Annotated in this window: 24 protein-coding genes; 17 read left to right on the forward strand and 7 right to left on the reverse strand. The window is 61.5% G+C overall.

From position 1 onward, the window contains the following. Window positions 1-3: 3 nt before the first annotated feature. Window positions 4-1,212 (reverse strand): bifunctional phosphopantothenoylcysteine decarboxylase/phosphopantothenate--cysteine ligase CoaBC, encoded by a 1,209-nt coding sequence (coaBC, locus tag AC1RR7_RS09195; protein WP_096817285.1) that lies wholly within the window; start codon window positions 1,210-1,212, stop codon window positions 4-6. 135 nt (window positions 1,213-1,347) lie between these two features. Between coaBC and radC the strand changes: the two genes are divergently transcribed. After that, on the forward strand, window positions 1,348-2,022 hold the full coding sequence (gene radC, locus AC1RR7_RS09200) for a RadC family protein (protein WP_096817287.1): 675 nt from the start codon (window positions 1,348-1,350) through the stop codon (window positions 2,020-2,022). A gap of 36 nt (window positions 2,023-2,058) precedes the next feature. Here the strand turns inward: radC and AC1RR7_RS09205 are convergent, their stop codons facing one another. Beyond that, window positions 2,059-3,645, reverse strand: a complete 1,587-nt coding sequence (locus tag AC1RR7_RS09205) for an ABC transporter substrate-binding protein (RefSeq protein ID WP_096817289.1) — start codon at window positions 3,643-3,645, stop codon at window positions 2,059-2,061. A 446-nt stretch (window positions 3,646-4,091) separates the two neighbouring features. Between AC1RR7_RS09205 and rpmB the strand changes: the two genes are divergently transcribed. Together rpmB and rpmG are read left to right on the forward strand one after the other, a co-directional pair. Next, the gene (gene rpmB, locus AC1RR7_RS09210; RefSeq protein ID WP_003177273.1) at window positions 4,092-4,325 is read left to right on the forward strand and encodes a 50S ribosomal protein L28; all 234 of its coding nucleotides are present in this window, start codon (window positions 4,092-4,094) and stop codon (window positions 4,323-4,325) included. An 11-nt stretch (window positions 4,326-4,336) separates the two neighbouring features. Further along, a complete protein-coding gene (gene rpmG, locus AC1RR7_RS09215; RefSeq protein ID WP_003177274.1) occupies window positions 4,337-4,492 on the forward strand; it encodes a 50S ribosomal protein L33 in 156 nt (51 codons plus the stop codon). Between the two features lie 73 nt (window positions 4,493-4,565). On the opposite strand, the gene AC1RR7_RS09220 is transcribed toward rpmG, so the two are convergent. Continuing rightward, window positions 4,566-4,928, reverse strand: coding sequence for a cupin domain-containing protein (locus AC1RR7_RS09220; protein ID WP_273540707.1), 363 nt, complete (start codon window positions 4,926-4,928; stop codon window positions 4,566-4,568). Between the two features lie 236 nt (window positions 4,929-5,164). On the opposite strand from AC1RR7_RS09220, the gene AC1RR7_RS09225 reads away from it, so the two are divergent. After that, the gene (locus tag AC1RR7_RS09225; protein WP_085708877.1) at window positions 5,165-6,658 is read left to right on the forward strand and encodes an aldehyde dehydrogenase; all 1,494 of its coding nucleotides are present in this window, start codon (window positions 5,165-5,167) and stop codon (window positions 6,656-6,658) included. Window positions 6,659-6,842: 184 nt separating this feature from the next. Further along, the gene (locus AC1RR7_RS09230) at window positions 6,843-7,988 is read left to right on the forward strand and encodes an MFS transporter (RefSeq protein ID WP_493157182.1); all 1,146 of its coding nucleotides are present in this window, start codon (window positions 6,843-6,845) and stop codon (window positions 7,986-7,988) included. Window positions 7,989-8,009: 21 nt separating this feature from the next. On the opposite strand, the gene AC1RR7_RS09235 is transcribed toward AC1RR7_RS09230, so the two are convergent. After that, complete coding sequence (locus AC1RR7_RS09235; RefSeq protein WP_493157424.1) at window positions 8,010-9,548, reverse strand: phospholipase D family protein; 1,539 nt, start codon at window positions 9,546-9,548, stop codon at window positions 8,010-8,012. A gap of 372 nt (window positions 9,549-9,920) precedes the next feature. On the opposite strand from AC1RR7_RS09235, the gene AC1RR7_RS09240 reads away from it, so the two are divergent. The 4 genes from AC1RR7_RS09240 to AC1RR7_RS09255 all read left to right on the forward strand — a co-directional run bounded on the left by AC1RR7_RS09240 (window position 9,921) and on the right by AC1RR7_RS09255 (window position 14,355). Continuing rightward, window positions 9,921-10,571, forward strand: a complete 651-nt coding sequence (locus tag AC1RR7_RS09240; protein WP_493157184.1) for a DUF1120 domain-containing protein — start codon at window positions 9,921-9,923, stop codon at window positions 10,569-10,571. A 103-nt stretch (window positions 10,572-10,674) separates the two neighbouring features. After that, a complete protein-coding gene (locus tag AC1RR7_RS09245) occupies window positions 10,675-11,385 on the forward strand; it encodes a fimbria/pilus chaperone family protein (protein ID WP_493157186.1) in 711 nt (236 codons plus the stop codon). A gap of 56 nt (window positions 11,386-11,441) precedes the next feature. Next, window positions 11,442-13,814 carry a fimbria/pilus outer membrane usher protein gene (locus AC1RR7_RS09250; RefSeq protein WP_493157188.1) on the forward strand — a complete coding sequence of 791 codons (2,373 nt, stop codon included), beginning with the start codon at window positions 11,442-11,444 and terminating at the stop codon, window positions 13,812-13,814. A gap of 13 nt (window positions 13,815-13,827) precedes the next feature. Beyond that, entirely contained in the window at window positions 13,828-14,355 is a 528-nt protein-coding gene (locus tag AC1RR7_RS09255) for a hypothetical protein (protein ID WP_493157190.1), read from the forward strand. On the opposite strand, the gene AC1RR7_RS09260 is transcribed toward AC1RR7_RS09255, so the two are convergent. Continuing rightward, window positions 14,352-15,773 (reverse strand): aminotransferase-like domain-containing protein, encoded by a 1,422-nt coding sequence (locus AC1RR7_RS09260; RefSeq protein ID WP_493157192.1) that lies wholly within the window; start codon window positions 15,771-15,773, stop codon window positions 14,352-14,354. The two genes, AC1RR7_RS09255 and AC1RR7_RS09260, sit on opposite strands and share 4 nt — an antisense overlap. A gap of 179 nt (window positions 15,774-15,952) precedes the next feature. Between AC1RR7_RS09260 and AC1RR7_RS09265 the strand changes: the two genes are divergently transcribed. Continuing rightward, entirely contained in the window at window positions 15,953-16,198 is a 246-nt protein-coding gene (locus tag AC1RR7_RS09265; protein WP_096817297.1) for a DUF1127 domain-containing protein, read from the forward strand. Between the two features lie 34 nt (window positions 16,199-16,232). Here AC1RR7_RS09265 and AC1RR7_RS09270 read toward each other — a convergent pair whose 3' ends face one another. Next, window positions 16,233-17,543 carry an NAD(P)/FAD-dependent oxidoreductase gene (locus AC1RR7_RS09270; protein ID WP_493157194.1) on the reverse strand — a complete coding sequence of 437 codons (1,311 nt, stop codon included), beginning with the start codon at window positions 17,541-17,543 and terminating at the stop codon, window positions 16,233-16,235. Window positions 17,544-17,687: 144 nt separating this feature from the next. On the opposite strand from AC1RR7_RS09270, the gene AC1RR7_RS09275 reads away from it, so the two are divergent. Further along, complete coding sequence (locus AC1RR7_RS09275) at window positions 17,688-18,041, forward strand: YkgJ family cysteine cluster protein (RefSeq protein ID WP_007954485.1); 354 nt, start codon at window positions 17,688-17,690, stop codon at window positions 18,039-18,041. A gap of 4 nt (window positions 18,042-18,045) precedes the next feature. Here AC1RR7_RS09275 and AC1RR7_RS09280 read toward each other — a convergent pair whose 3' ends face one another. Beyond that, complete coding sequence (locus AC1RR7_RS09280; protein WP_003177284.1) at window positions 18,046-18,534, reverse strand: Lrp/AsnC ligand binding domain-containing protein; 489 nt, start codon at window positions 18,532-18,534, stop codon at window positions 18,046-18,048. A 155-nt stretch (window positions 18,535-18,689) separates the two neighbouring features. On the opposite strand from AC1RR7_RS09280, the gene dadA reads away from it, so the two are divergent. From dadA to AC1RR7_RS09310, 6 genes are all read left to right on the forward strand, one after another. Beyond that, a complete protein-coding gene (gene dadA, locus AC1RR7_RS09285) occupies window positions 18,690-19,994 on the forward strand; it encodes a D-amino acid dehydrogenase (protein WP_085731396.1) in 1,305 nt (434 codons plus the stop codon). Next, window positions 19,966-20,319, forward strand: coding sequence for a RidA family protein (locus tag AC1RR7_RS09290; RefSeq protein WP_039765240.1), 354 nt, complete (start codon window positions 19,966-19,968; stop codon window positions 20,317-20,319). The genes dadA and AC1RR7_RS09290 overlap by 29 nt, the downstream gene beginning before the upstream one ends. A gap of 95 nt (window positions 20,320-20,414) precedes the next feature. Next, a complete protein-coding gene (gene alr / locus AC1RR7_RS09295; protein WP_493157427.1) occupies window positions 20,415-21,488 on the forward strand; it encodes an alanine racemase in 1,074 nt (357 codons plus the stop codon). Window positions 21,489-21,577: 89 nt separating this feature from the next. Continuing rightward, the gene (locus AC1RR7_RS09300; protein ID WP_096817305.1) at window positions 21,578-22,126 is read left to right on the forward strand and encodes a cupin domain-containing protein; all 549 of its coding nucleotides are present in this window, start codon (window positions 21,578-21,580) and stop codon (window positions 22,124-22,126) included. Between the two features lie 182 nt (window positions 22,127-22,308). Next, window positions 22,309-22,725, forward strand: a complete 417-nt coding sequence (locus AC1RR7_RS09305; RefSeq protein WP_025112727.1) for a c-type cytochrome — start codon at window positions 22,309-22,311, stop codon at window positions 22,723-22,725. 136 nt (window positions 22,726-22,861) lie between these two features. Next, entirely contained in the window at window positions 22,862-24,784 is a 1,923-nt protein-coding gene (locus tag AC1RR7_RS09310) for an acetyl-CoA hydrolase/transferase C-terminal domain-containing protein (RefSeq protein WP_493157196.1), read from the forward strand. Window positions 24,785-24,837 lie beyond the last annotated feature (53 nt).

Below are 24,837 nucleotides of genomic sequence, written 5' to 3' on the forward strand. Positions count from 1 at the left end.
AAATTAAACCTGGTTCAGACGTTCGGCGATAAAAGTGACCAGCTGGCGAGCGATCTTGCTCTTGCTGGTCTGGGCGAAAACCGTGGCATGCAGCGCACGGTCGATGACGCTGCAGGCGTTTTCTTCGCTGTTGAAACCGATGCTCGGGTTGGCGACGTCGTTGGCGACGATCAGATCGAGATTCTTGTCCTTCAGCTTGCGTGCAGCGTAGTCGAGCAGGTGTTCGGTCTCGGCGGCGAAGCCGACACTGAACGGACGGTCGGGACGGGTCGCGATGGTGGCCAGGATGTCCGGGTTGCGCACCATTTGCAGGACGAAGCCGTCACCGCTCGTAGGATCTTTCTTTAATTTTTGCGGGGCGACGACTTCCGGACGGTAGTCCGCGACCGCCGCCGAGGCGATGAAGATGTCGCAAGGGATCGCGGCTTCACACGCGGCGAGCATGTCGCGGGCGCTGACCACGTCGATCCGGGTGACACGATCCGGCGTCGGCAAATGCACCGGGCCGCTGATCAGGGTCACACGGGCGCCGGCTTCCACCGCCGCTTCCGCCAGGGCGAAGCCCATTTTGCCGGAGCTGTGGTTGGTGATGTAGCGCACCGGGTCGATGTTTTCCTGGGTCGGGCCAGCAGTGATCACCACGTGCTTGCCGGTCAGTGCCTGACGCTGGAAGCAGTCTGCCGCGAGCTGGGCCAGGTCGGTGGCTTCCATCATGCGGCCCATGCCGACGTCGCCGCAGGCCTGGCTACCGGAGGCCGGGCCGAAGGTCTTCAGGCCACGGCTTTCAAGGAGTTGCAGGTTGGCCTGGGTGGCCGGATCGCGCCACATGGCCTGGTTCATCGCCGGAGCGACAGCGACGATGGCGTCGGTGGCCAGCACCAGTGTGGTCAGCAGATCGTTGGCAATGCCTTGAGCCAGACGGGCCAGCAGGTCGGCGGTGGCCGGGGCGATCAGCACCATATCGGCCCATTTGGCCAGTTCGATGTGGCCCATCGCCGCTTCGGCGGCCGGGTCGAGCAAATCCAGGTGAACCGGGTGGCCGGACAGGGCCTGCATGGTCAGCGGGGTGATGAATTCGCTGCCGCCACGGGTCATGACCACGCGCACTTCGGCGCCCTGGTCGATCAGGCGGCGAACTAGGTCAGCGCTCTTGTAGGCAGCGATACCGCCGCCGACGCCCAGAACGATGCGTTTCCGATACAGCCGCTGCATAGGTCTGCCTTTCATTTCGTTGGTGACATACGTGGCGAAACCCCCTCCCCAGGGTGAATTCGCCCGCAAAAAAGATGGGCTACGATATCACAGCGACCGCTACGGAACAGCGGCGCCCACAGACAAGGAATGTGTATGAGTATTCGCGATTGGCCAGCGGCGGAAAGGCCGCGGGAGAAGCTGCTTGAACAGGGCTCGGGAAGTCTTTCCGATGCCGAATTGCTGGCGATTTTTTTACGCACCGGCGTATCCGGGAAAAGCGCGGTGGATCTGGCGCGACACTTGTTGAATCAGTTCGGCAGCCTGCGTGCGTTGCTGGAGGCAGATCTCGGGGCGTTCAGCGAGCAATTGGGGCTGGGGCCGGCGAAATTTGCTCAATTGCAGGCGGTGCTGGAGATGGCCCGGCGGCATCTGGCCGAGCGCATGCGCCAGAAACCGACGCTGGAAAATCCACAGGTCGTACGCGACTACCTCAAAGCCATGCTGCGCCACGAGCCACACGAGGTGTTCGGTTGCCTGTTTCTGGACTCAAAACACCAAGTGCTGACCTTCGAACCGCTGTTTCGCGGCTCCATCGACAACACCGCCGTACATCCCAGGGAAGTGGTGAAACGTGCGCTGGCGAACAATGCGGCGGCCGTGATTCTGTGCCACAACCACCCGTCGGGAAACACGGATCCCAGTCAGGCTGATCGATTATTGACCAAGCGATTGCAGAAAGCGCTTGAGCTGATCGATGTGCGAGTGCTCGATCACTTCATCGTCGGAGATGGCGAGCCGTTGTCGATGGCGGAGTGTGGCTGGATGTAGCTTGCAGCGACTGCAGTCGCTGCAAGCCGGGGCGGATTACTTCAGGGTGACCTTGGAGTAATCCTGCCGCCCGAACGGGGAGACCGAGTAACCCTGCACGTCTTTACGCGTCAATGCATACGCCGTCGGATGCGCCAGCGGCAGCCACAATGCCTGCTGCTGGATCTGCGCCTGTGCCTGTTCGTAGAGCTTGGTGCGTACGCCTTGCTCGCTGGTGGTCTTGCCGGCGCTGATCAGTTTGTCCAGGTCGGCGTTGCAGTAGCGGGCGAAGTTGGTGCCGGACTTCACTGCCGCGCAGGAAAACTGCGGCGTGAGGAAGTTGTCCGGGTCGCCGTTGTCGCCGGCCCAGCCCATGAACAGCAAGTCATGCTCGCCAGCCTTGGCACGACGGATCAGTTCGCCCCATTCGATCACGCGGATTTCCGCCTGAATGCCGATTTCCGCCAGGTCTGATTGCAGCAGTTGTGCACCCAGGCTCGGGTTCGGGTTGAGCAGGCTGCCGGACGGACGCGTCCAGATGGTGGTCTGGAAGCCGTCCTTCAATCCGGCCTTGGCCAGCAACGCCTTGGCTTTCTCCACATCGTGCGGGTAGCCCGGCAGGCTCTTGGCGTAGCTCCAGGTGTTCGGTGGATACGGGCCGTTGGCGGCTTCGGCGGTGTCTTCGAACACAGCCTTGAGGTAGTTGGCCTTGTCGAAGGCGAGGTTGATCGCCTGACGAACTTCCGGCTTGTCCAGTGGCGGATGCTGGCTGTTGATGCCGACGAATGCGGTCATGAACGCGTCAGTTTTTTCGACTTTCAGCGTCGGTTCTTCCTTCGCAGCCTGTACGTCCAATGGTTTTGGCGACAGGGCAATCTGGCACTCGTTACGCCGCAGCTTTTGCAGGCGCACGTTGGCGTCCGGGGTAATGGCGAAGATCAACGGATCCACCGCAGGCTTGCCGCCGAAGTAGTCCGGGTTGGCCTTGTAGCGGATCGACGCGTCTTTCTGGAAGCGGGTGAAGACGAACGGGCCGGTGCCGACCGGTTGGCTGTTGAGCTTGTCGGTCGCGCCGGCTTTCAGCAGTTTGTCGGCGTATTCGGCGGAATAGATCGAGGCAAAACCCATGCTCAGGGTCGCGAGGAACGTCGAGTCCGGGTGGTCGAGGGTGAAGCGCACGGTCAGCGGATCCAGTGCGTCGATCTTCTTGATCAGGCTCGGCAACTGCATCGACTGGGCGTGCGGGAAGCCGCTCTGGGCGACCTTGTGCCACGGGTTGGCCGGGTCGAGCATGCGGTCGAAGCTGAATTTGACGTCTTCGGCGGTCAGCTCGCGGGTCGGCTTGAAGTAGTCGGTGGTGTGAAACTTCACCTGCGGGTGCAGTTTGAACACATAGCTCAGGCCATCGGTGCTGACTTCCCAGCTATCGGCCAGGCTCGGGACCACCTTGCCGCTGGCGGTATCGAAGTCCACCAGGCGATTCATCAGCACGTCGGCCGAAGCGTTGGTGGTGGTCAGCGAGTTGTATTGCACCACGTCGAACCCTTCGGGGCTGGCCTCGGTGCACACGCTCAGGGCGGCGGCATGGGCCAGGGGGCTCAGCAATAGCGGGGCGAGCAGCAGGGGGAGGGCAGCGAGGCGCATGGTCGGCTTCCTTTACAGATCGAAGGCCCATCTGCAAGTGCAGTCTGGAAAAGGCCTACCCTAGTGGTCGCGATTGCAAATGACTATCCCCTTTTTGCATTTTCGGGGCTGCGCGGCTGAGGATTTATCGGAAGTGGCGGCAGGAAAAGTCTCGATTGCGGGTATGATCGGTTTTCTTCGACGAATGGTAAAAATTGCCGCCAGCCTTTGCCCAAGCCGCTTGCGGGCGGAAAAAGCGGCTTTTTAGCCATTCTTTGCACACGGAAAGTTGTTGCTCCGTGGTCTTTCTGGTATAAAGCAGCGCTCTTTTCTAGGGGCCCGGTTCCTTCGCTTGTAGGTGTAGCCGGTAAGACCTCTAAAGAATCGCGGCGCCTGGCGCCACAATGACTAGAGATTAAGCGGCCAACCCATGCCGGGTTGGGCATGTGGTTTTAGAGGGCTGAGGCATGTCTAGAGTATGTCAAGTTACCGGTAAGGGTCCGGTGACTGGGAACAACATTTCCCACGCAAACAACAAAACCCGTCGTCGTTTCCTGCCGAACCTGCAGCATCACCGCTTCTGGGTTGAAGAAGAGAAACGTTTCGTACGCCTGCGCGTTTCCGCCAAAGGCATGCGTATCATCGACAAGCGTGGCATCAGCGTTGTGCTGGCCGAGCTGCGTCGCGACGGCAAGGTTTAAGGGAGCTAATCATGCGTGAATTGATTCGTTTGATCTCGAGCGCCGGTACTGGTCACTTCTACACTACCGACAAGAACAAGCGTACTACCCCGGACAAAATCGAGATCAAGAAATATGATCCGGTTGTTCGCAAGCACGTGATCTACAAGGAAGGCAAAATCAAGTAATTGATTTTTCCCGACTTACGAAAAAGGCCCGTATCTCACGATACGGGCCTTTTTTGTTGCCTGATGAAAGGCCTCAGGCCTTCTGTTCGAAGATCACATAGACCTTGCGGCAGGCTTCCAGCACTTCCCAGGTGCCACGGAAGCCGGCCGGAATCACGAAGCGGTCACCGACACGCAGGGTTTTGGCATTGCCTTCGCCGTCACGTAGCACCGAAACGCCTTGCAGGATTTCGCAGTATTCATGCTCGGAGTAATTCACTGTCCATTGCCCGACTGCACCTTCCCACACGCCGACGCCCATTTGCCCGCAAGGGCTGTCGTATTGATTGAACACCGCTTGTTCGGGATCGCCCTTGAGGACTTTTGCCGGGTCCGGGCGGTAGCGTTCGGCCTGGTCCATGGTCAGGCTGATGTCGACGACGTTCTGGATGTTCATTGTTATTTTCTCCCGTGATGACGGCGCGGTGGCTTGAAGGGGCCAAAGTCTATGTTGATTAAATTGAACGCCGCAAGGCTGTATAACCGCCTTATGTCAAATATATTGAAACAACCCCAGCCGCTGGTTTAGGGTGGCGGGTGCCTTGGGCCGAAAACAGGCTGGCCGGGCAGAATTCCTGAGGACGCCGGCGAAGATCGCGCGGCGCTCGTATTCAACAAGAGGAGGACACTCGAATGACCACCCTGACTCGTGCCGACTGGGAACAACGCGCCCGCGACCTGAAGATCGAAGGCCGCGCCTACCTTAATGGCGAGTACACCGATGCCGTCTCCGGCGAGACCTTCGAGTGCATCAGCCCGGTCGATGGCCGTCTGCTGGGCAAGATTGCCAGCTGTGACGCCGCCGATGCCCAGCGCGCTGTGGAAAACGCTCGCGCCACTTTCAATTCCGGCGTCTGGTCGCGCCTGGCACCGACCAAACGCAAAGCCACCATGATCCGTTTCGCCGGCCTGCTCAAGCAGCACGCCGAAGAGCTGGCCCTGCTCGAAACCCTCGACATGGGCAAGCCGATCAGCGATTCGTTGTACATCGACGTTCCGGGCGCGGCGCAAGCGCTGAGCTGGAGCGGTGAAGCGATCGACAAGATCTACGACGAAGTCGCCGCGACTCCGCACGATCAGTTGGGACTGGTGACCCGCGAGCCAGTGGGCGTGGTTGGCGCCATCGTGCCGTGGAACTTCCCGCTGATGATGGCCTGCTGGAAACTTGGCCCGGCGCTGTCGACCGGTAACTCGGTGATCCTCAAGCCGTCGGAAAAATCCCCGCTGACCGCCATCCGCATCGCCGAACTGGCGGTTGAAGCCGGCATTCCGAAAGGCGTGCTGAACGTGTTGCCGGGTTATGGCCACACCGTCGGCAAAGCCTTGGCGCTGCACAATGACGTCGACACGCTGGTGTTCACCGGTTCGACCAAGATCGCCAAGCAGCTGATGATCTATTCCGGTGAATCGAACATGAAGCGCGTCTGGCTGGAAGCCGGCGGCAAGAGCCCGAACATCGTGTTTGCCGATGCGCCGGACCTGCAGGCTGCGGCCGAGTCCGCTGCCAGCGCCATCGCTTTCAACCAGGGCGAAGTCTGCACCGCCGGTTCGCGTTTGCTGGTCGAGCGTTCGATCAAGGACAAATTCCTGCCGATGGTGATCGAGGCGCTGAAAGCCTGGAAGCCAGGCAACCCGCTGGATCCGGCCACCAACGTCGGTGCGCTGGTCGACACCCAGCAGATGAACACCGTGCTGTCCTACATCGAGTCGGGCCACACCGACGGCGCCAAACTGGTGGCCGGCGGCAAGCGCATCCTTCAGGAAACCGGTGGCACTTACGTCGAGCCAACGATTTTCGACGGCGTGAGCAACGCGATGAAGATCGCTCAGGAAGAAATCTTCGGCCCGGTGCTGTCGGTCATCGCCTTCGACACGGCCGAGGAAGCGATCAACATCGCCAACGACACGCCTTACGGCCTGGCGGCAGCGGTCTGGACGCAGGACATTTCCAAGGCTCACCTGACCGCCAAGGCACTGCGTGCCGGCAGCGTGTGGGTCAATCAGTACGATGGCGGCGACATGACCGCACCGTTCGGCGGCTTCAAGCAGTCGGGCAACGGCCGTGACAAGTCGCTGCACGCGTTCGACAAATACACCGAGCTGAAGGCGACCTGGATCAAGCTGTAAACCGTTGAGGGGGCCTGCTCCGGCAGGCTCCCGAACGATACAAAGATCCCTGTGGGAGCGAGCTTGCTCGCGAAAGCGGTGTATCCGTCAGCACATCGGCTGAATGTGAAACCGTTATCGCGAGCAAGCTCGCTCCCACAGTGTTTTGTGGTGCACATAAAAATTATCCACAGGAGCGTGGACCATGCGTTGGGCGACGTATTTCGCCGTGTTGGCGTCTGTCTTGAGTGTTGGCCTGGCCCTGGGTGTCAGCATGCCGCTGGTGTCGTTGCGTCTGGAGGGCTGGGGTTATGGTTCGTTCGCCATCGGCGTGATGGCGGCGATGCCGGCCATCGGTGTGTTGCTGGGGGCTAAGGTTTCAAGTCATCTGGCGGCGCGCTTCGGTACGGCGAACCTGATGCGCCTGTGCCTGTGGGGCGGGGCATTGTCCATCGGCCTGCTGGCATTGTTGCCGAGTTATCCGATCTGGCTGGTACTGCGGCTGATGATCGGGGTAATCCTGACGATCGTGTTCATCCTCGGCGAGAGCTGGATCAATCAACTGGTGGTCGAGCAGTGGCGCGGGCGATTGGTGGCGCTGTATGGCAGCAGTTATGCATTGAGCCAACTGTCTGGCCCGTTACTGCTGGGTGCGCTCGGCACCGAGCATGATTACGGCTTCTGGGCGGGTGTCGGCCTTTTGATCGCTGCGCCGCTTCTGCTGCTGGGGCGCAGCGGGGCGCCGAGCAGCGAGGCCAGCAGCGTGACGTTCGGCGATCTGTGGGGCTTCAGTCGCGAATTACCGGCAATTGCCTGGGCGGTGTCGCTGTTCGCCGCATTCGAGGCGATGATCCTGACGCTGTTGCCGGTGTACTGCCTGCAACAGGGCTTCACGGCGGAAATCGCGCTGGCGATGGTCAGCACCGTGGTGGTCGGCGATGCGCTGCTGCAATTGCCGATCGGTGCGCTGGCCGACTACCTGTCGCGGCGGACCTTGTTCACCGGTTGCGCCGTGGCGCTGATGCTGTCGAGCCTGGCGATCCCGATGCTGATCGACACCTTGCTGATCTGGCCGCTGTGGGTGCTGTTCGGCGCCAGTGCCGGTGGTTTGTTCACCCTGTCGCTGATCCTGATCGGCGAGCGCTACCGCGACGACGCGCTGGTGCGGGCCAATGCGCATGTCGCGCAACTGTGGGGTGTCGGTTGCCTGATCGGGCCGTTGGCGGCGGGGGCGGGCAGTCAATGGATCAGCGGGCACGCATTGCCGTGGTTCATGGCGGCCGGGGCGTTCGGTCTGGTGATTCTGCTGTCGCGGCAAGGGGCGTTCGGCAAGGTGCCGGAGCCGGCCTGATGATCCGGCTGGAGCGGGCTGCTACAGCATCCGCTCCAGCCCCACCGTGGTGCTGAACCACGCATTGAACCGCCGCCACCAGCTGCCGGGCTCCTTGGTCAGCGTGTGCATCTGGCCGTTGTCCTCGGTGACCCAGACGACTTTCCCGTCCTGAAGTTTTGCCTCGTAACTCAGCGCCGGCGCCATGCCCTGCAAGGCCAGTTCCCGAACGCGGGCAGCCAGTTCGGGACTGTCCACCAGCACCCCGACTTCGGTGTTCCACAGCACCGAGCGCGGGTCGAAATTGAACGAGCCGATGAACGCTTTTTTCCCGTCGAAAATCATCGCCTTGCTGTGCAGGCTGGAGTCCGAGCCGCGAAACGACTTGCTGTAAAACAGGTGCGGGCCACTTCCGAACTTATCCCCAGGCTGGCGCCGCAGCTCGTACAGCTTCACGCCATGTTCCAGCAACGCCTTGCGATAGGGTGCGTAACCGCCGTGCACTGCCGGCACGTCGGTGGCTTCCAGCGAGTTGGTCAGCAGGCTCACCGACACACCCGCATCGGCACGGCCGGTCAGGTAGACCAGCCCCGGCTGACCCGGCACGAAGTAGGCGGAAATCATCATCAGTTCTTTGCTGACGCCCCGCAGCTCCGGTGCCAGTTGCGTGGTCAGCAGCAGTTGTGGATCAGGCTTGCCGTCCGCCAGCACCTTGCTCGGCGCGTCCCACAACGCCTGGTTCCAGGCCCAGATCAGCTCCCGGCGCCAGATGTCCATGCGCGGGTGGGTGGTGAAGGTCATCAACTGTTGGTACAGCGCGTGGTTCTGCTTGCGGGTTTCTTCGAGGGATTCTTCCAGGCGCGTGCGGGTGTTCTGCAGGTCTTTGGCCGAGGGTTTGCTGGAGAGGAATTCGTCGATCGGTTTGCTCAGGGCGCTGTTCCAGTACTGGTCGAAACTGTGCCCGAGCTGCTCGGCGACCGGCCCGACGCTGAGCATATCGATGTCGGTGAAGTTCAGGTTCGGCTCGGCATCGAAGTACTCGTCACCCAGATTGCGCCCGCCGACGATGGCGGCGCTGTTGTCCGCCAGCCACAGCTTGTTGTGCATCCGCCGATGCTGCAGTGACAGGTTGAACAGCCGCCCGGCCGCACGGGTCACGCCGGTGCTGCGCCCCAGGTTCAGGGGGTTGAACAGACGGATCTGGATGTTCGGATGCGCCGCCAGCGTGGCGATGATCAGGTCGAGGCCGTCGCTGGTGGTGTCGTCCAGCAGAATGCGCACTCGCACACCACGGTCGGCAGCCTTGAGCACTTCTTCCACCAGCATTCGCGTACTGATGCCGTCGTGGACGATGTAGTACTGCAGGTCGAGGCTGCTCTGGGCGTTGCGGATCAATTCGGCGCGGGCGGTGAAGGCTTCGGTGCTGTTGGACAGCAGACGAAAGCCTGATTGTCCCTGATAGGGAGCGGCCTGAGCCTGGATTGAACGTCCGAACGCTGATCCGTTCGCCGGCAGAGCCTGGCTCGGTTCTCGTGGAACATCCAGTGACGCGCACCCGGCGAGCAGCAGGACGAGCAACATTGCAAACGGCAAAGAGTGTCTGGAGCTCAAGTCGGGTCGTTCCGGGTCGGGGCAAAGTCTGGAGTATGGCACGGCAAGTATGGAGTGTTGCGCGCTCGATGGAGCGGTCCATTCGACTCGCTCGGTGGAGGGGCGAGTAGCTTATGACCATCAGCTGGACATGAGTTCCTCAACAGTCGGGAGCATCTGTTCGCATTAATGTAGGAGTTATTGATCTGTCTACTTGTGCCTATTTGTTAAGTCGTAATTTCGCTGTTCAGACGCTGCCGTTTCCTACAGATTTATCTCTCATAAGCCGCAATCATCAGCTCGCTTACTTACATACCAAGTTTGTAGGGACTGAACTGTCAATCAAATGGAAGATTACGGCTTATGAAAAAGACATCCCGTCTTGCAGTACTGGCGGCGGCGTTGCTGCCAGCAGTGGCAATGGCAGAAAGCGTTGACCTGAATGTCATCGGCACCATTATTCCGACCTCCTGCATTCCGGCCTTTGCCGGTGGCGGCACGGTGGATCTGCGCAAGATTTCCGCCTCTACGCTGAACTCGACCACACAAACATTGCTGGCCGGTCGCGATGTTTCCCTGCACATCAATTGCGACGCTCCGGCCCCCGTGGAAGTGTCGGTGCGCGACAACCGTGCCGGCACCAAATTGCCGGGCATCAGTGATGGTGCCGGGCAGAGTGATCCGGCGCTGTTTTACGGGCTGGGTGAGATAAACGGTGTGCGCATTGGCGGGTTCGCCTTGCGCCATGGCATTCCGGAGACCGACGGCAATACTCAGACACTGCTGACCCGCACGCTGGCGGTCCCGGCATGGCGTGTACCGACCAGTACCCTGGTCAGCAACGCACCGCAGTTGTACTCGTGGGGCACCAGTGCAGCGAGCGGCCCGGTCGCCGCCCGCCATCACGGTTTCCCGATGCATCTGCTGCCGATCATCGGCCCAAGCAACGCTTTGCCGATTACCAGCGACATCCCGCTGGATGGTTCCGTGACGTTCGACATGTTCTATCTCTGACGGCGGCTGCCCGGTGCCCCCTCAAGGCACCGGGTCTGACCGGTGCGTACGAGCGCGGTCCGACATCTGTCGGACCGCATTCCCGATTTCACGGATTACCCCGATGCTCATTTCTTTCAAGTCTGTTCTGAAGAAGGCACCGCTGTGTCTGTTCGCATGGTTTTCAATACCGATGGCCCACGCCGCCGGCATGGTTCCGCAGACGCCGGTACTGTTGGTGGAGGAGGGCATGGGTGAAGCGGTGATGAATGTGCGCAATACCGACACGCGTCCCGCACTGCTGCATACCACCATCGAGAACATTGAAGACAGCGACGAGGTCCTGCTGGTCTTCACCCCGCCCATCGCCCGCGTCGAGCCGGGCAGCATTCAGCAAGTGCGGTTCATTCTGCAAAACCCGCAGCCACTGAAGACTGAACGCCTGAAACGGGTGATCTTCGAGGGGATCAGCCCGGTCAGTGACGCCGCCGGAGCGCAGGTGACCCTCGGTGTGCGGCAGAACCTGCCAGTGATTTTGCGCCCCGCCGGGTTGCCCGTCGAACGCGAGCCGTGGAAGCGGCTGACTTGGTCGATGGATGCCAGCGGTGTGCAGGTCGTCAATCCGAGCCCCTATGTGGTACGGCTGGCGAAAACCATTGTGCCTCTACCCGGCACCCGTTCGGTGAACCTGCCCCGGACCTACATTTTGCCCGGCGAGCGACTGCACGCAGATTTGCCTTTGCACGCCTCGGCACAGACGATGGCGGTGAGGATTTTTCCGGCCACCACCTACGGCTTTGCGGTCGATCATTACGACGCACCGGTTGCTCGGTGATGAGGGTTTACGCTCGTTGGATTGTGCTGGCGCTTGCAGTCAACGGTACAGGTGCCTTGTTCGCTGCCGAGTCAGTGGATTTCGATATCAGGGTGTTGAGGGACCGTGGCATCGACCCTGCATTGGCGGCGTACTTTCGTGAGGCGCCGCGCTTCACGCAAGGCGAGCGTTCCGTTGCGCTTGAGGTCAACGGACAGGCCAGAGGTCGTATGCTGGTGTCATTCAACGAGCGCGGAGAATTGTGCCTGCAACCTCAATGGCTGAAAGCCGCTGGAGTACGTCCGCCGCCTTTGATGACCCCGCTGCGACCGGGGCAGTGTCTGACGCTGATGGAGGGTTTTCCCGGTGCGGTCGTGCGACTGGATCCGGGACGCGAACTGATTGAGTTGCTGGTGCCGACCGAAAGTCTGGCGTTGCCGCAGCGCCCGGCAAATAACTTCACCCATGGCGGTACTGCCGGCATTTTCAACTACGACGCGCTGATGGTCGGCAGCCAGCACGAAGGGCAGCACGACAGGTTTGATAGCCTGGGCTCGGAAGTCGGCCTGAATGCCGGTAACTGGGTGCTGCGCAGCCGGCAGTCCTACACCTCGACATCCGAATACTCACGGTTCGAGCACCTGTATGCCTACGGTGCGCGAACTCTGGAGGACATCGAAGCCAGTCTGCAGGTCGGGCAATTGAATCTCGCGTCGACCTTGTTTGCCGGTGAGTCATTCAACGGTGTGCAGATCCTGCCGGAAGCGGCATTCACCCAGTTACGAACGGCGCAGGACGGCGCGCGCGGGCAGGTGGAGGGTGTCGCGTATTCGCCGGCCCGCATCGAAGTCCGGCAGAACGGCGTGATGATCTACACCACCATGGTGCCGAGTGGTCCGTTCACGCTAAGGGCACTGCCGTTGCTGAGCAATCAGATTGATCTGGACGTTACGGTCCACGAGCAGGATGGGCAGGTGCGGCGTTTGCGAGTGCCGGCGGCCAGTCTTCACGAAGCGCAATGGGCCGGGCCGGGCGGGTTCAACTTTGCATTGGGCGCGGTGCGGCGACTGGGCACGGACGACCGAGAGGCGCCTTCTTTCACCGCGTTGAGCAGGGATTGGGATTGGGGGCAGGCCACCCGACTGACCGCCGGAGTGCTCGCGGCAACCGACTATCTGTCGACAGGCTGGGGCCTGCAACGACAGTGGGCCGGCGGCTACGCACTGGGCGTGAAGCAGGTGCTGTCGGATGAGCGCACCAGTGGCGCGGGAGGCAGCCAGACGCAACTGACGCTCAGTGCGCCGCTGTCCGAGAGCCTGTCGACGAGCCTGGTCGCGGTGCGCCAGAGCCGGAATTTTCGCACGTTGTCAGACACCGGCTGGAATCAGGACCTTCACCGGGCTGAATCTCCCGGTCGCGATCACCTGGTGTTTTCTGTCACGGGATCGGTGGATCAATGGGGTGCATTCGGGGCGACCTGGTCGCGATATTCGACCCAGGGTGAACCGTCGCAGTCGCGCCTTGGCCTGTCGTGGTCGCGCACGTTGCCTGAGCGCATCAGCCTGTCGTTGAACCTGGAGCGTGCCATCGGCGATACGGCGTCCGATCGCCTGGGCAACTCCGCTTATCTGACACTGGGAATGGCGCTGGGTGGCCAGCGAAGACTGCGCGGGTATTTGCGCCGTGATGATCGATCCGGCCTGCGCCGGGGCGTGGCCGTCAGCGACGTATTGAGTGAAAACCTGGCCTACAACGCCAACGCCGAATACCGCGATGAGACTGCGGCCAGTTACGGCGTGCGCTTCAATGCATTGCCGCGCTACACCAGCCTCGACGTTGGCGTCGGCCAGCGATCCGGAGCGACCGATTACGATGTGGAGCTGCGCGGTGGTGTGGCGCTGCATCGCGACGGCGCAACCTTGTCGCCTTATCCCCTGCGCGACACCTTCGGCGTACTCAAGGCCGGTGATCGATCGGGTGTAAAACTGAACACGCCTCAAGGGCCGGTCTGGACCGATGGCTCGGGCCGCGCAGTCGCGGCGAGCCTGCCGGCATGGTCGACGGCACGGCTGGAAGTCGACCCGCTCAGCCTGTCGCGCAACGTTGAAGTGCTCGACGGGGTGAAGGAGGTGCAGCCGGCCCGCGGGTCGGTGCAGCATCTGGATTTCTCGCTCGTCACGGTCCGGCGATTGTTGCTCAACGCCATGACCGTCGACCGGCAATGGCTGGCCAAGGGATTGAGTGTTCACGATGAACAGGGCCGCTACCTGACAACGGTCCAGGATACCGGAACGATTTTTCTGCCCGACGCAAAAGCCGGTCAGCGCCTGCATGTGCAGCTTCCTGACAACACGCGGTGCGAGTTGCGTTTCCCGATTTCCGAATTCCCTGAAGACAGCGCGCTCATCGAGCGGGTCGATGCCACCTGCGCCCCGGCCGAGCTGTCCTGAACGAGTGCATCTGATGAAATTTCTGCTGGTCCTGGCCGTATTGCTGTACCTGGTATTTCAACCGGCGCCAGGCGCCGAAACGTGTCAGTCGAGCCTGTCGCCCGCGAGCGTGAACCTCGGTAGCGCAACGCGCGCCGACCTGCTGCAACGCACGGCGCTTGATGGCCGGGGCCCGGGATTTGGCCTGCGCAGCGTGCACTTGCGGGTGCAGTGTCCCGACGTGCGCTTGATGCGCTTGGCATTTGTCGCGCCCCCCGCTGATCCGCAGCGTTTCCGTTGGGCGGTGGGCACGTTGCAACTGCGCATCGTGGCCGTGCGTCTCGACGGTGCGGCGGTGCACTGGCGGATGGACAGTGGCCAACCGGTCGAAGGTGATTTCCTGCGCCCGGGCATCCACGTCGTCCCATGGCGGGCGGACGCTGATGCCCGGGGCAGCCTGCTGGACGTGGAGCTGGAGCTGGATGTGCGGGTCGATGACGCATCAAGCCGCCCCGTCGATCCAGTGCGGTTTGAAGGTCAGGGCGCATTTACGGTGGATTAATCGGCCTCGGCCAACAGCTTGATCGCGGCTGCGCCGACCTTGCGCACTGCCTCTTCGACCAGCGCGGTCGGTTTGGCAGCGTAGTTCATGCGCAGGCAATTGCGGTACTTGCCCGAGGCAGAAAAGATGCTGCCGACGGCAATCTGTACGCCCTGATCGTGCAGCGCACGATTCAGTTTCAGCGTATCGAAACCTTCCGGCAGCTCGACCCAGAGCATGAAGCTGCCTTGTGGGCGGCTGGCGCGGGTGCCGGCCGGGAAATAACGGGTCACCCAATCGATCATCACGTCGCGATTGCGCTGGTATTGCGTGCGCATCCGCCGCAAATGCGGTTCGAAGTGCCCGGCCTTGATAAATTCGGCGATGGCGATCTGCGGTTGTGTCGCGGTGGAGCCGGTGCTGATGTATTTCATGTGCAGTACGCGTTCGAGATAGCGACCGGGCGCGACCCAGCCGATACGCAGCCCCGGCGCGAGGGTCTTGGAAAACGAACTGCACAGCAATACGCGACCGTCTTCGTCGAAGGATTTGATCGTGCGCGGACGCGGGTAGGTGTAGGCCAGTTCGCCATACACATCGTCCTCGATAATCGCCACATCGAAGCGCTGGGCCAGGTTCAACAGGGCACGTTTGCGCGACTCCGGCATGATGTAGCCGAGCGGGTTATTGCAGTTGGGGGTGAGCTGGATGACCTTGATCGGCCATTGTTCCAGCGCCAGTTCCAGGGCTTCGAGGCTGATGCCGGTGAGCGGATCGGTGGGGATTTCCAGGGCTTTCATGCCCAGCCCCTTGAGGGTCTGCATGGCGCCGTGAAAGCTTGGCGAATCCACGGCGACGATGTCGCCGGGCTCGCAGATCGCGTGGATGCTGGTGGACAGCGCTTCGTGGCAACCGGTGGTGACCACCAGATCACTGGCGCTCAACTGGCAGCCGGAGTCGAGCATCAGCCGGGCGATCTGTTCGCGCAGTTCGAGGGTGCCGTGGATGTTGTCGTAATACAGACCGGGCATGTCCTGGCGACGGCTGATACGGGCCAGCCCGCGCAGCAGCGGCTTCATCGTCGGTGACGAGATGTCCGGCATGCCGCGACCGAGTTGCACCACGTCCTTGCGCGGCACGGCGCGAATCAGTTCCAGCACCTGATCCCACTGGGAAATCTCCACCGGCCGTTGGGCCGGACGCCCGACCGCCGGCAGCTCCGGCAGCTCGCGGCCGACCGGCACGAAATACCCGGATTTGGGTTTGGGCGTGGCCAGGCCGCTGTCTTCCAACATCCGATAGGCCTGCTGCACCGTGCTCAGGCTGACCCCATGTTCTACGCTCAAGGCGCGCACCGACGGCAGGCGATCACCAGGACGGTAGAAGCCTTGTTCGATGCGGGTGCCGAGCAACTCGGCAAGGTTCACATACAGGGTCATGGCACTGCCTCGATGCAGGTGATTCGAAAAACCAGTACAGATGCGGCGTAAATCGACAATTCAGTCTCGGGAACAGCAAATCTGTATGGAGTTAATACAGGTGTGTTGAATCTGTAATGCTTTTGTCGACCCGCGCATCATGGAATCTCTGGCTACCCAAGTAAACAGGAGCAATGAAAATGAACGGCTTGAGCGATGTGCGGCTGACGTTACACAGTCAGGAACTGGAGGCAGGGCAACAGGACAACGCGCGCGACGAGATCATGCGCAACGCACCGTCCGGGCTGAGTCGCTGGGGTCTGTTCTGGCATCGTCTGCACACGCGCAAGGCGTTGCTGGGCCTGACGCCGGAGCAGCTCAAGGATGTCGGGCTGACACGGGAACAGGCGCTGGAGGAGGGGTTGAAGCCGTTCTGGCGGATCTAGAGGGATCGTTCCCACGCAGAGCGTGGGAACGAGCTCAGACCAGCTCTTTGAGTCGATGCCACAACATCCCCAATGCCAGCAACGGCGAACGCAGATGCTTGCCGCCGGGGAAGGTGATATGTGGCACTTTGGCGAACAGGTCGAAGCCACCGCTGTGCTGGCCGCTGATGGCCTCGGCCAGCAACTTGCCGGCCAGGTGCGTGGCATTCAAGCCGTGACCGGAATAGGCCTGGGCGTAATACACGTTCGGCTGATCGGCGAGCCGGCCAATCTGCGGTAGACGATTGGCACCGATGCCGATCATCCCGCCCCACTGATAATCGATCTTCACTGACGCGAGCTGCGGGAACACTTCCAGCATCTTCGGCTGCATATACGCGGCGATGTCCTTCGGATCGCGCCCCGAGTAATGGCAGGCGCCGCCGAACAACAGGCGGCGATCCGCCGAGAGCCGGTAGTAATCCAGTGCCACGCGCTGGTCGCAGACCGCCATGTTCTGCGGCAGCAGGGCGTGGGCCTGTTCTTCGCTCAGCGGTTCGGTGGCGATGATATAGCTGCCGGCGGGCAGCACCTTGCCGCTGAGTTGCGGATTCAGATTGTTGAGGTATGCGTTGCAGCCGAGCACCAGAGTCTTCGCCCGCACCGAGCCTTGCGCCGTGTGCACCCGGACTTCAGGGCCGTAATCAATGTGGGTGACCGCCGATTGTTCGAACAGTTTGACGCCCAGTTGCTGCGCCGCTGCGGCTTCGCCGAGTGCCAGGTTCAGTGGGTGCAGGTGGCCGGAACCCATGTCGATGAGGCCGCCGACATAGCGTTTGGAACCGACCACGGTGTGCATCTCGTTCGCTTGCAGCAAACGGGTTTCGTAGCGGTAACCAAGGTCTCGCAGTTCTTCGGCGTCTTCGGCGAATCCTTCCAGGTCGGAAGGTTTGTTGGCGAGGTCGCAATAACCCCAGGTCAGGTCGCAGGGGATCTGAAATTTTTCAACGCGCTGTCGGACGATTTCCACCGCTTCCAGGCCCATGAGTTTCATCTGACGTACGCCGTCGGTGCCGATCACGTTGGCGAACTGGTCGAGCCCGTGGCCTACCCCGCGAATCAGTTGCCCGCCGTTGCGACCGCTGGCGCCCCAGCCGATCCGGTGCGCTTCCAGCAGCACCACGCTTAAGCCGCGCTCAGCCAGTTCCAGCGCGGTGTTCAGCCCGGAGAAACCGCCACCGACCACGCACACGTCGGCAATCAGTTCGCCTTGCAGCACCGGATGGTCGGGCTGCGGCAGGCTGCTGGCGGCGTAATAAGAGGCAACGTGGGGTTGGCTCGCGGAGGCGTGGGCGCGGGCATTCATGGGCGTCATCCTGAACGGGTGTCGAGAAAATTTGACGGAGCATAAGCCGCAGGCCCGAGGCGGGCAACATTGGTCGGCTTATGGTGTCTGGATCACGGCTTTTGCGGCACAATTGCCGCCTATTTCGCTCCGGTTACCGCTGCAATGAGCTGCAACAGTCAGAAAATCCGCACCCTGCGTCAGCAGATTCCCACGTTCGAGTGCGTGCCGGGCTGTCATGACTGCTGTGGGCCGGTGACCACCTCGCCCGAGGAAATGTCCCGCCTGCCGCGCAAGACGCGCGCCGAGCAGGACGCGGCCATGGAAGAACTCAACTGTGTGCACCTGGGGCCGAACGGCTGCACGGTGTATGACGAGCGGCCACTGATATGCCGGTTGTTCGGCACCACCCAGACCCTGCCGTGCCCCAACGGCCGGCGGCCGGTGGAGCTGATTCACCCACGGGTCGAGAAGCAGGTGTTCGAGTACATGGCCGAAAACCGGCAGGTGCTGGTCTGAGCGATCAGTCCGGAATCGGCAGGCTCAGGCTCTCTTTCACTTCTTCCATCACGATGTAGCTCTTGGATTCACGCACGTGCGGCAGCTTGAGCAGGATGTCGCCCAGCAGCTTGCGGTACGAGGCCATCTCGGAAATCCGCGCCTTCACCAGATAGTCGAAATCCCCTGACACCAGGTGGCATTCGAGCACGTGGGGCAATTTCAGCACCGCGCGTCGGAACTCTTCGAAAGTATCGCCGGATTTGTAGTCGAGGCTGATCTCGACGAACACCAGCAGACTACCCTTCAAGTGCTGCGGATTCAGGCGGGCGTTGTAGCCCATGATGATCCCCTCGCGCTCAAGGCGCCGCACCCGCTCCGTGCAAGGCGTGGTGGAGAGCCCGACCTTCTCGCCCAGTTCGGTGAATGAAATCCGCCCGTCCGCCTGCAGGATCCGCAAGATGTTGCGGTCGATCTTGTCCAGCTCACGTTTGGTCTGAGTGTTGGTACGCATAGGGGATGCGCCTCCGTGAAAAGGGTTTTTGCCGAGAATTGTCGCCAAATATAGGCGCTTATACAGTGAAAAGCACTGGCGAATCTTTTTTACACTGCGCGCATCATTGCTCTAACAACAGACGTACGCGGCACGCCGCGATGAGGGATACAAAAATGCGCGTTATGGTCTTGGGTAGCGGCGTCATCGGTACCGCCAGTGCTTACTATCTGGCCCGTGCCGGGTTTGAAGTGGTGGTGGTCGACCGGCAGCCAGCCGCGGCCATGGAGACCAGTTTCGCCAACGCAGGCCAGGTCTCGCCGGGCTATGCCTCGCCGTGGGCCGCGCCGGGCGTTCCCCTCAAGGCCATCAAGTGGCTGCTGCAACGCCACGCGCCTTTGGCGATCAAGGCCACCGCCGACATCGACCAATACCTGTGGATGGCGCAGATGCTGCGCAACTGCACCGCCAACCGTTACGCGGTGAACAAGGAGCGCATGGTGCGTCTGTCCGAGTACAGCCGCGACTGCCTCGACGAATTGCGCGCCGAAACCGGCATTGCCTACGAAGGCCGCAGCCTGGGCACCACCCAGCTGTTCCGCACTCAGGCGCAACTTGATGGCGCCGCCAAGGACATCGCCGTTCTGAAAGAGTCCGGCGTACCGTTCGAAGTCCTCGACCGCGCCGGCATTGCCCGCGTCGAGCCGGCCCTGGCCAGCGTCACCGACATCCTCGCCGGTGCCCTGCGCCTGCCGAATGACCAGACCGGCGACTGCCAGATCTTCACCACCCGCCTCGCCGAAATGGCCGTGAACCTGGGTGTGGAATTCCGTTTTGGCCAGGACATCCAGCGCCTCGATTTCGCCGGTGACCGTATCAACGGCGTGTGGATCGACGGCAAGCTGGAAACCGCCGATCGCTACGTGCTGGCTCTCGGCAGCTACTCGCCGCAACTGCTCAAGCCGCTGGGCATCAAGGCCCCGGTCTATCCGTTGAAGGGCTACTCGCTGACCGTGCCGATCACCAACCCGGCGATGGCCCCGACCTCGACCATTCTCGACGAGACTTACAAGGTCGCAATCACCCGTTTCGACAACCGCATCCGCGTCGGCGGCATGGCGGAGATCGCCGGCTTTGACCTGTCGCTGAACCCGCGTCGGCGCGAAACCCTGGAGATGATCGTCAACGACCTTTATCCTCAGGGCGGCAACCTGGCCGAAGCGAGTTTCTGGACCGGCCTGCGTCCAACCACGCCGGATGGCACCCCGATCGTCGGCGCCACCCCGTTCAAGAATCTGTTCCTGAACACCGGTCACGGCACCCTCGGCTGGACCATGGCGTGCGGTTCCGGTCGCTTGCTGGCTGACCTGATGGCGAAGAAAAAGCCGCAGATCAGTGCCGAAGGCCTCGATATTTCCCGTTATGGCAACAAGACCCAGGAGTCCGCAAAGCATGGCAATCCAGCGCCAGCTCACCAATGAGCGCATGAGTCAGATCGTCAGCCACAACGGTACGGTGTATCTGTCCGGGCAGGTCGGCGATGACTTCAACGCCGGGGTGGAACAGCAGACCCGCGACGTACTGGCCAACATCGAGCGTTTGCTGGATCTGGCCGGGACTGACAAGCAGCATCTGCTGTCGGCGACGATCTACCTGAACGACATCGAGGCGCACTTCGCCGGGATGAATTCGGTGTGGGACCAGTGGCTGCCCAAAGGCGCCGCGCCAGCCCGTGCCACCGTCGAAGCGAAGATGGCCAAGCCGAGCATCCTGGTCGAGATCTCCATCGTCGCCGCGTTGCCGTAACCTGTTTTAAAGATCCCTCTCCCGGTGCTGTTGGCGGTTCACGCCGCCAGCCAGCGCCGGTTTTTATTCCCATGACCGCCAAGAAGTCTGCTGCCATGCGTCCTGCCCGTGCCCTGATCGACCTTCAAGCCCTGCGTCACAACTACCGTATCGCCCGTGAAGTCACCGGTGCCAAGGCACTCGCGGTGATCAAGGCCGATGCCTACGGCCACGGCGCAGTGCGTTGCGCCCAGGCGCTGGAGGCTGAAGCGGACGGCTTCGCGGTGGCGTGTATCGAAGAAGCCCTGGAACTGCGTGCCGCCGGGATTCGTGCGCCGGTGCTGTTGCTTGAAGGCTTTTTCGAGGCCGATGAGCTGGCGCTGATTGTCGAGCATGATTTCTGGTGCGTGGTGCATTCGCTGTGGCAGCTCGAAGCGATCGAGCAGGCAGCGTTGAGCAAGCCGATCACCGTGTGGCTGAAGCTCGATTCGGGCATGCACCGCGTGGGTCTGCATCCGAAGGATTACCCGGCGGCTTACCAGCGTTTGCTGGCCAGCGGCAAAGTGTCGAAGGTCGTGCTGATGAGCCACTTCGCCCGGGCCGATGAACTGCATGAGCAGAGCAGCGCCGATCAGGTTGCGGTGTTCGAAGCCGCGCGTCAGGGGCTGGCAGCCGAAGTCAGCCTGCGCAACTCGCCGGCGGTGCTGGGCTGGCCACAGATTCACAGCGACTGGGTGCGTCCTGGCATCATGCTTTACGGCGCCACCCCGTTCGAAGAAGCCAACGCCGTGGCCGATCGCCTGCAACCGGTGATGACACTGGAATCAAAAGTCATCAACGTACGCGAGCTGCCGGCCGGCGAGCCGGTGGGCTACGGCGCCAAATTCGTCACCGACAAACCGATGCGCATCGGTGTGGTTGCCATGGGTTACGCCGACGGTTACCCGCGTCAGGCGCCGACCGGCACGCCGGTACTGGTGGCCGGCCAACGCAGCCGCATACTTGGCCGGGTGTCGATGGACATGCTCTGCATCGACCTGACCAACGTGCCGGAGGCAGGCCTCGGTTCGACTGTCGAACTATGGGGCAAGAACATCCTCGCCAGCGACGTGGCGAAGTGGGCGGACACCATTCCGTACCAGATCTTCTGCAACCTGCGTCGGGTGCCAAGGCTCTATTCCGAGGGTTGAAGCCCAGGCTGGGCCCAAGTGTTGTAAATACTGAACGCTGTCGCCATGATAACGCTCAATATTTCTACAACACTCAGGAGGCCCAAACCTTGGACGTCGGTGAACGACTGCAATCGATCCGCAAGCTCAAAGGGCTTTCCCAGCGTGAACTCGCCAAACGCGCGGGCGTCACCAACAGCACCATTTCGATGATCGAAAAGAACAGTGTCAGCCCTTCGATCAGTTCGCTGAGGAAGGTGCTGGGCGGGATTCCCATGTCCATGGTCGAGTTCTTTTCCGAAGAAATCCTCCAGGAAAAACCGACCCAGATCGTCTACAAGGCCAACGAGCTGATCGACATTTCCGACGGCGCCGTGACCATGAAACTGGTCGGCCGCGCACACCCGAGCCGGGCCATCGCGTTCCTCAATGAAATCTACCCGCCGGGCGCCGACACTGGCGAAGAAATGCTCACCCACGAAGGCGAGGAAACCGGGATTCTGGTGGAAGGAAGACTGGAGCTGGTGGTGGGCCTTGAAACTTTTATCCTCGAAGCCGGCGACAGCTACTACTTTGAAAGTACCAAGCCGCATCGTTTCCGTAATCCGTTCGACTCGCCTGCGCGACTAATCAGCGCAGCCACGCCGGCGAATTTTTAAACCGAGAGACGCCAGGCCAATGCGGCAAAGGTGTCCGGACTGTTTGACCGATGCGCAACAAGACCCCTTTAACTTTGGGGTTGTTTCAGTGTGGCGGGCTAACCGCTATACTTGCGCCCGCCTGCGAACCGTGGCCGCAGGCGTGAATAGCCACCATTGAGGGTGAACGCGTGAATCTAATTATGAAAATGCTGGCTGCACCAGCAACCGTACTGGCCCTCTGGGCTGTCAGCGCTCAAGCTGCGACGAATGACGACATTGCCAAACGCCTCGAGCCCGTCGGCCAGGTCTGTGTTCAAGGGCAAGAGTGCAAGGGGATGGAAGTCGCTGCTTCGGCAGGCGGCGGTGGCGGCGCCAAGACGCCGGACGAAGTGATTGCCAAACATTGCAACGCTTGCCACGGCACCGGCCTGTTGGGCGCACCGAAAATCGGTGACGCAGCAGCCTGGAAAGACCGTGCCGATCACCAGGGCGGCCTCGACGGCCTGCTGGCCAAAGCCATCACCGGCCTGAACTCGATGCCTCCGAAAGGCACCTGCGCCGATTGCTCGGATGACGAGCTGAAGGGCGCCATCCAGAAGATGTCCGGCCTGAAATAAGGTGCACTTCTGACGAAAAAAACCGTCTTCGGACGGTTTTTTTGTGCCTGCGATTCAGGTCTGAGGCTGTTCATTGCAGCAAACAACCGGCAATCTCGGTCGTACCTCTATTCACGGAACGGGCGGGAGGCTTCAGATGGTGCAGTTGTGTTCGATCGAACAGGCAGTGGACGACGTACTGGCACGGTTGCCGGCGCACATCCACATGGGCCTGCCGCTGGGGCTGGGCAAACCCAATCTCTTCGTCAACGCGCTGTACCGGCGCATCGTCGGTTTGCCGGAGCGGCAACTGACGATCTACACCGCGCTGTGCCTCGGCCGACCTTCGTTAGGCGACGGTTTGCAGAAGCGCTTCATCGAACCCTTCGTCGAGCGGGTGTTCGGTGATTACCCGGAGCTGGATTTCCTCGCCGACCTGCACCGCGACAGCCTGCCGGTCAATATCCGCATCGAGCAATTTTTCATGCAGCCCGGCAGCCTGCTCAACAGCGCGCCGGCTCAGCAGGACTACGTCAGCAGCAACTACAGCCATGCAGCCCGCGACATCTACGCCGCCGGGCTGAACCTGGTGGCGCAGTTGCTCGCCAGCAGCAGCGAACATCCTGATCGCTTGAGCCTGAGCTGCAATCCGGACATCACCCTCGACCTGTTCCCGATGATCGCCAAACGCCGGGCGGCGGGGGAGACCGTTCTGCTGGTCGGCCAGGTGCACACCGAGTTGCCGTACATGCCGGGCGACGCCGAAGTCGATATCGACACCTTCGACCTGCTGATCGACGAGAAGGACAACAGCACGCTGTTTTCCACGCCGAACATGCCCATCGGGTTTCAGGACCACTTCATCGGTCTGCACGCCAGTACGTTGGTGCGCGACGGCGGCACCTTGCAGATCGGCATCGGCTCGATGGGTGACGCGCTGACCGCTGCGTTGCTGGCGCGTCAGGCCGACAATGTCGGCTATCGGGAGTTGCTGGCCGATGTGAATCTCAGCCAGTGGGCGCAATTGATCGAGCGCGAGGGCGGCATCGAACCGTTCGCCAAGGGTCTTTACGGTTGCAGCGAAATGTTCGTCAACGGCTTGCTGGTACTGGCGGACGCCGGGATCATCCGGCGCAAGGTCTACCCGGACGTGCAGACCCAGCAACAGGCCAACGCCGGCAACCTCGACGAGGCGGCGCAAACCGACGGCATTTCAGTGCACGGCGGTTTCTTCCTCGGGCCGCGCAGCTTCTATGAGCGACTGCGTGAGCTGCCCCACAGCAAACGCCTTGAATTCAACATGACCCGCATCAGCTACATCAACGAGCTGTACGGTCAGGAAGAACTCAAACGCCTGCAGCGCCTTGATGCACGATTCATCAACACCGCATTCACCATGACCCTGCTCGGAGCCGGGGTGTCCGATCAGCTACAGGATGGCCGGGTGCTCAGCGGCGTCGGCGGGCAGTACAACTTCGTTGCCCAGGGCCATGCGCTGCACGATGCGCGTTCGATTCTGCTGCTGCGCAGCTGGCGCGAGTCCGGCGGTGACGTCAGTTCGAACATTGTCTGGGAGTATGGCCACTGCACGATTCCACGGCACCTGCGGGATATCGTGGTGACCGAGTACGGCATCGCCGATCTGCGCGGCAAGTCAGATGCGGTGGTGATCGAAGCGCTGCTCAATATCAGTGACTCGCGCTTTCAGCAGGGTCTGATCGAGCAGGCACAGAAGGTCGGCAAACTGCCGAAGGATTTCCGCCTCGATCCACGCTTTACCGACAACACCCCGCAACGCTTGCAGGCGATTGCCGCACGGCATCCGAATCTGTTTCCGGAGTATCCGCTGGGGTGCGATTTCAATGAGGTCGAGAAGGATTTGCTGCGGGCGCTGAACTGGCTGAAGAGCAAATTCAAGCTGACCGAGATTCTGGAGCTGGGCAAGGCAGCGCTGGACGCGCCGGAGGCTTCGCTGTATCCGGAACATCTGGCGCGCATGCAGCTCACCCACCCGGAAGGTCTGAAAGAAGACCTGTTTCAGCGGTTGTTGCTCACTGGCCTGAAGGCCACCGCGCAATAACTGTCCACCCCAAAACAACGGTGGGAGCCAGCAAACTGGCTCCCACAGAAGTC

The sequence above is a fragment of the Pseudomonas sp. GW821-FHT11G12 genome (genome assembly GCF_058808055.1).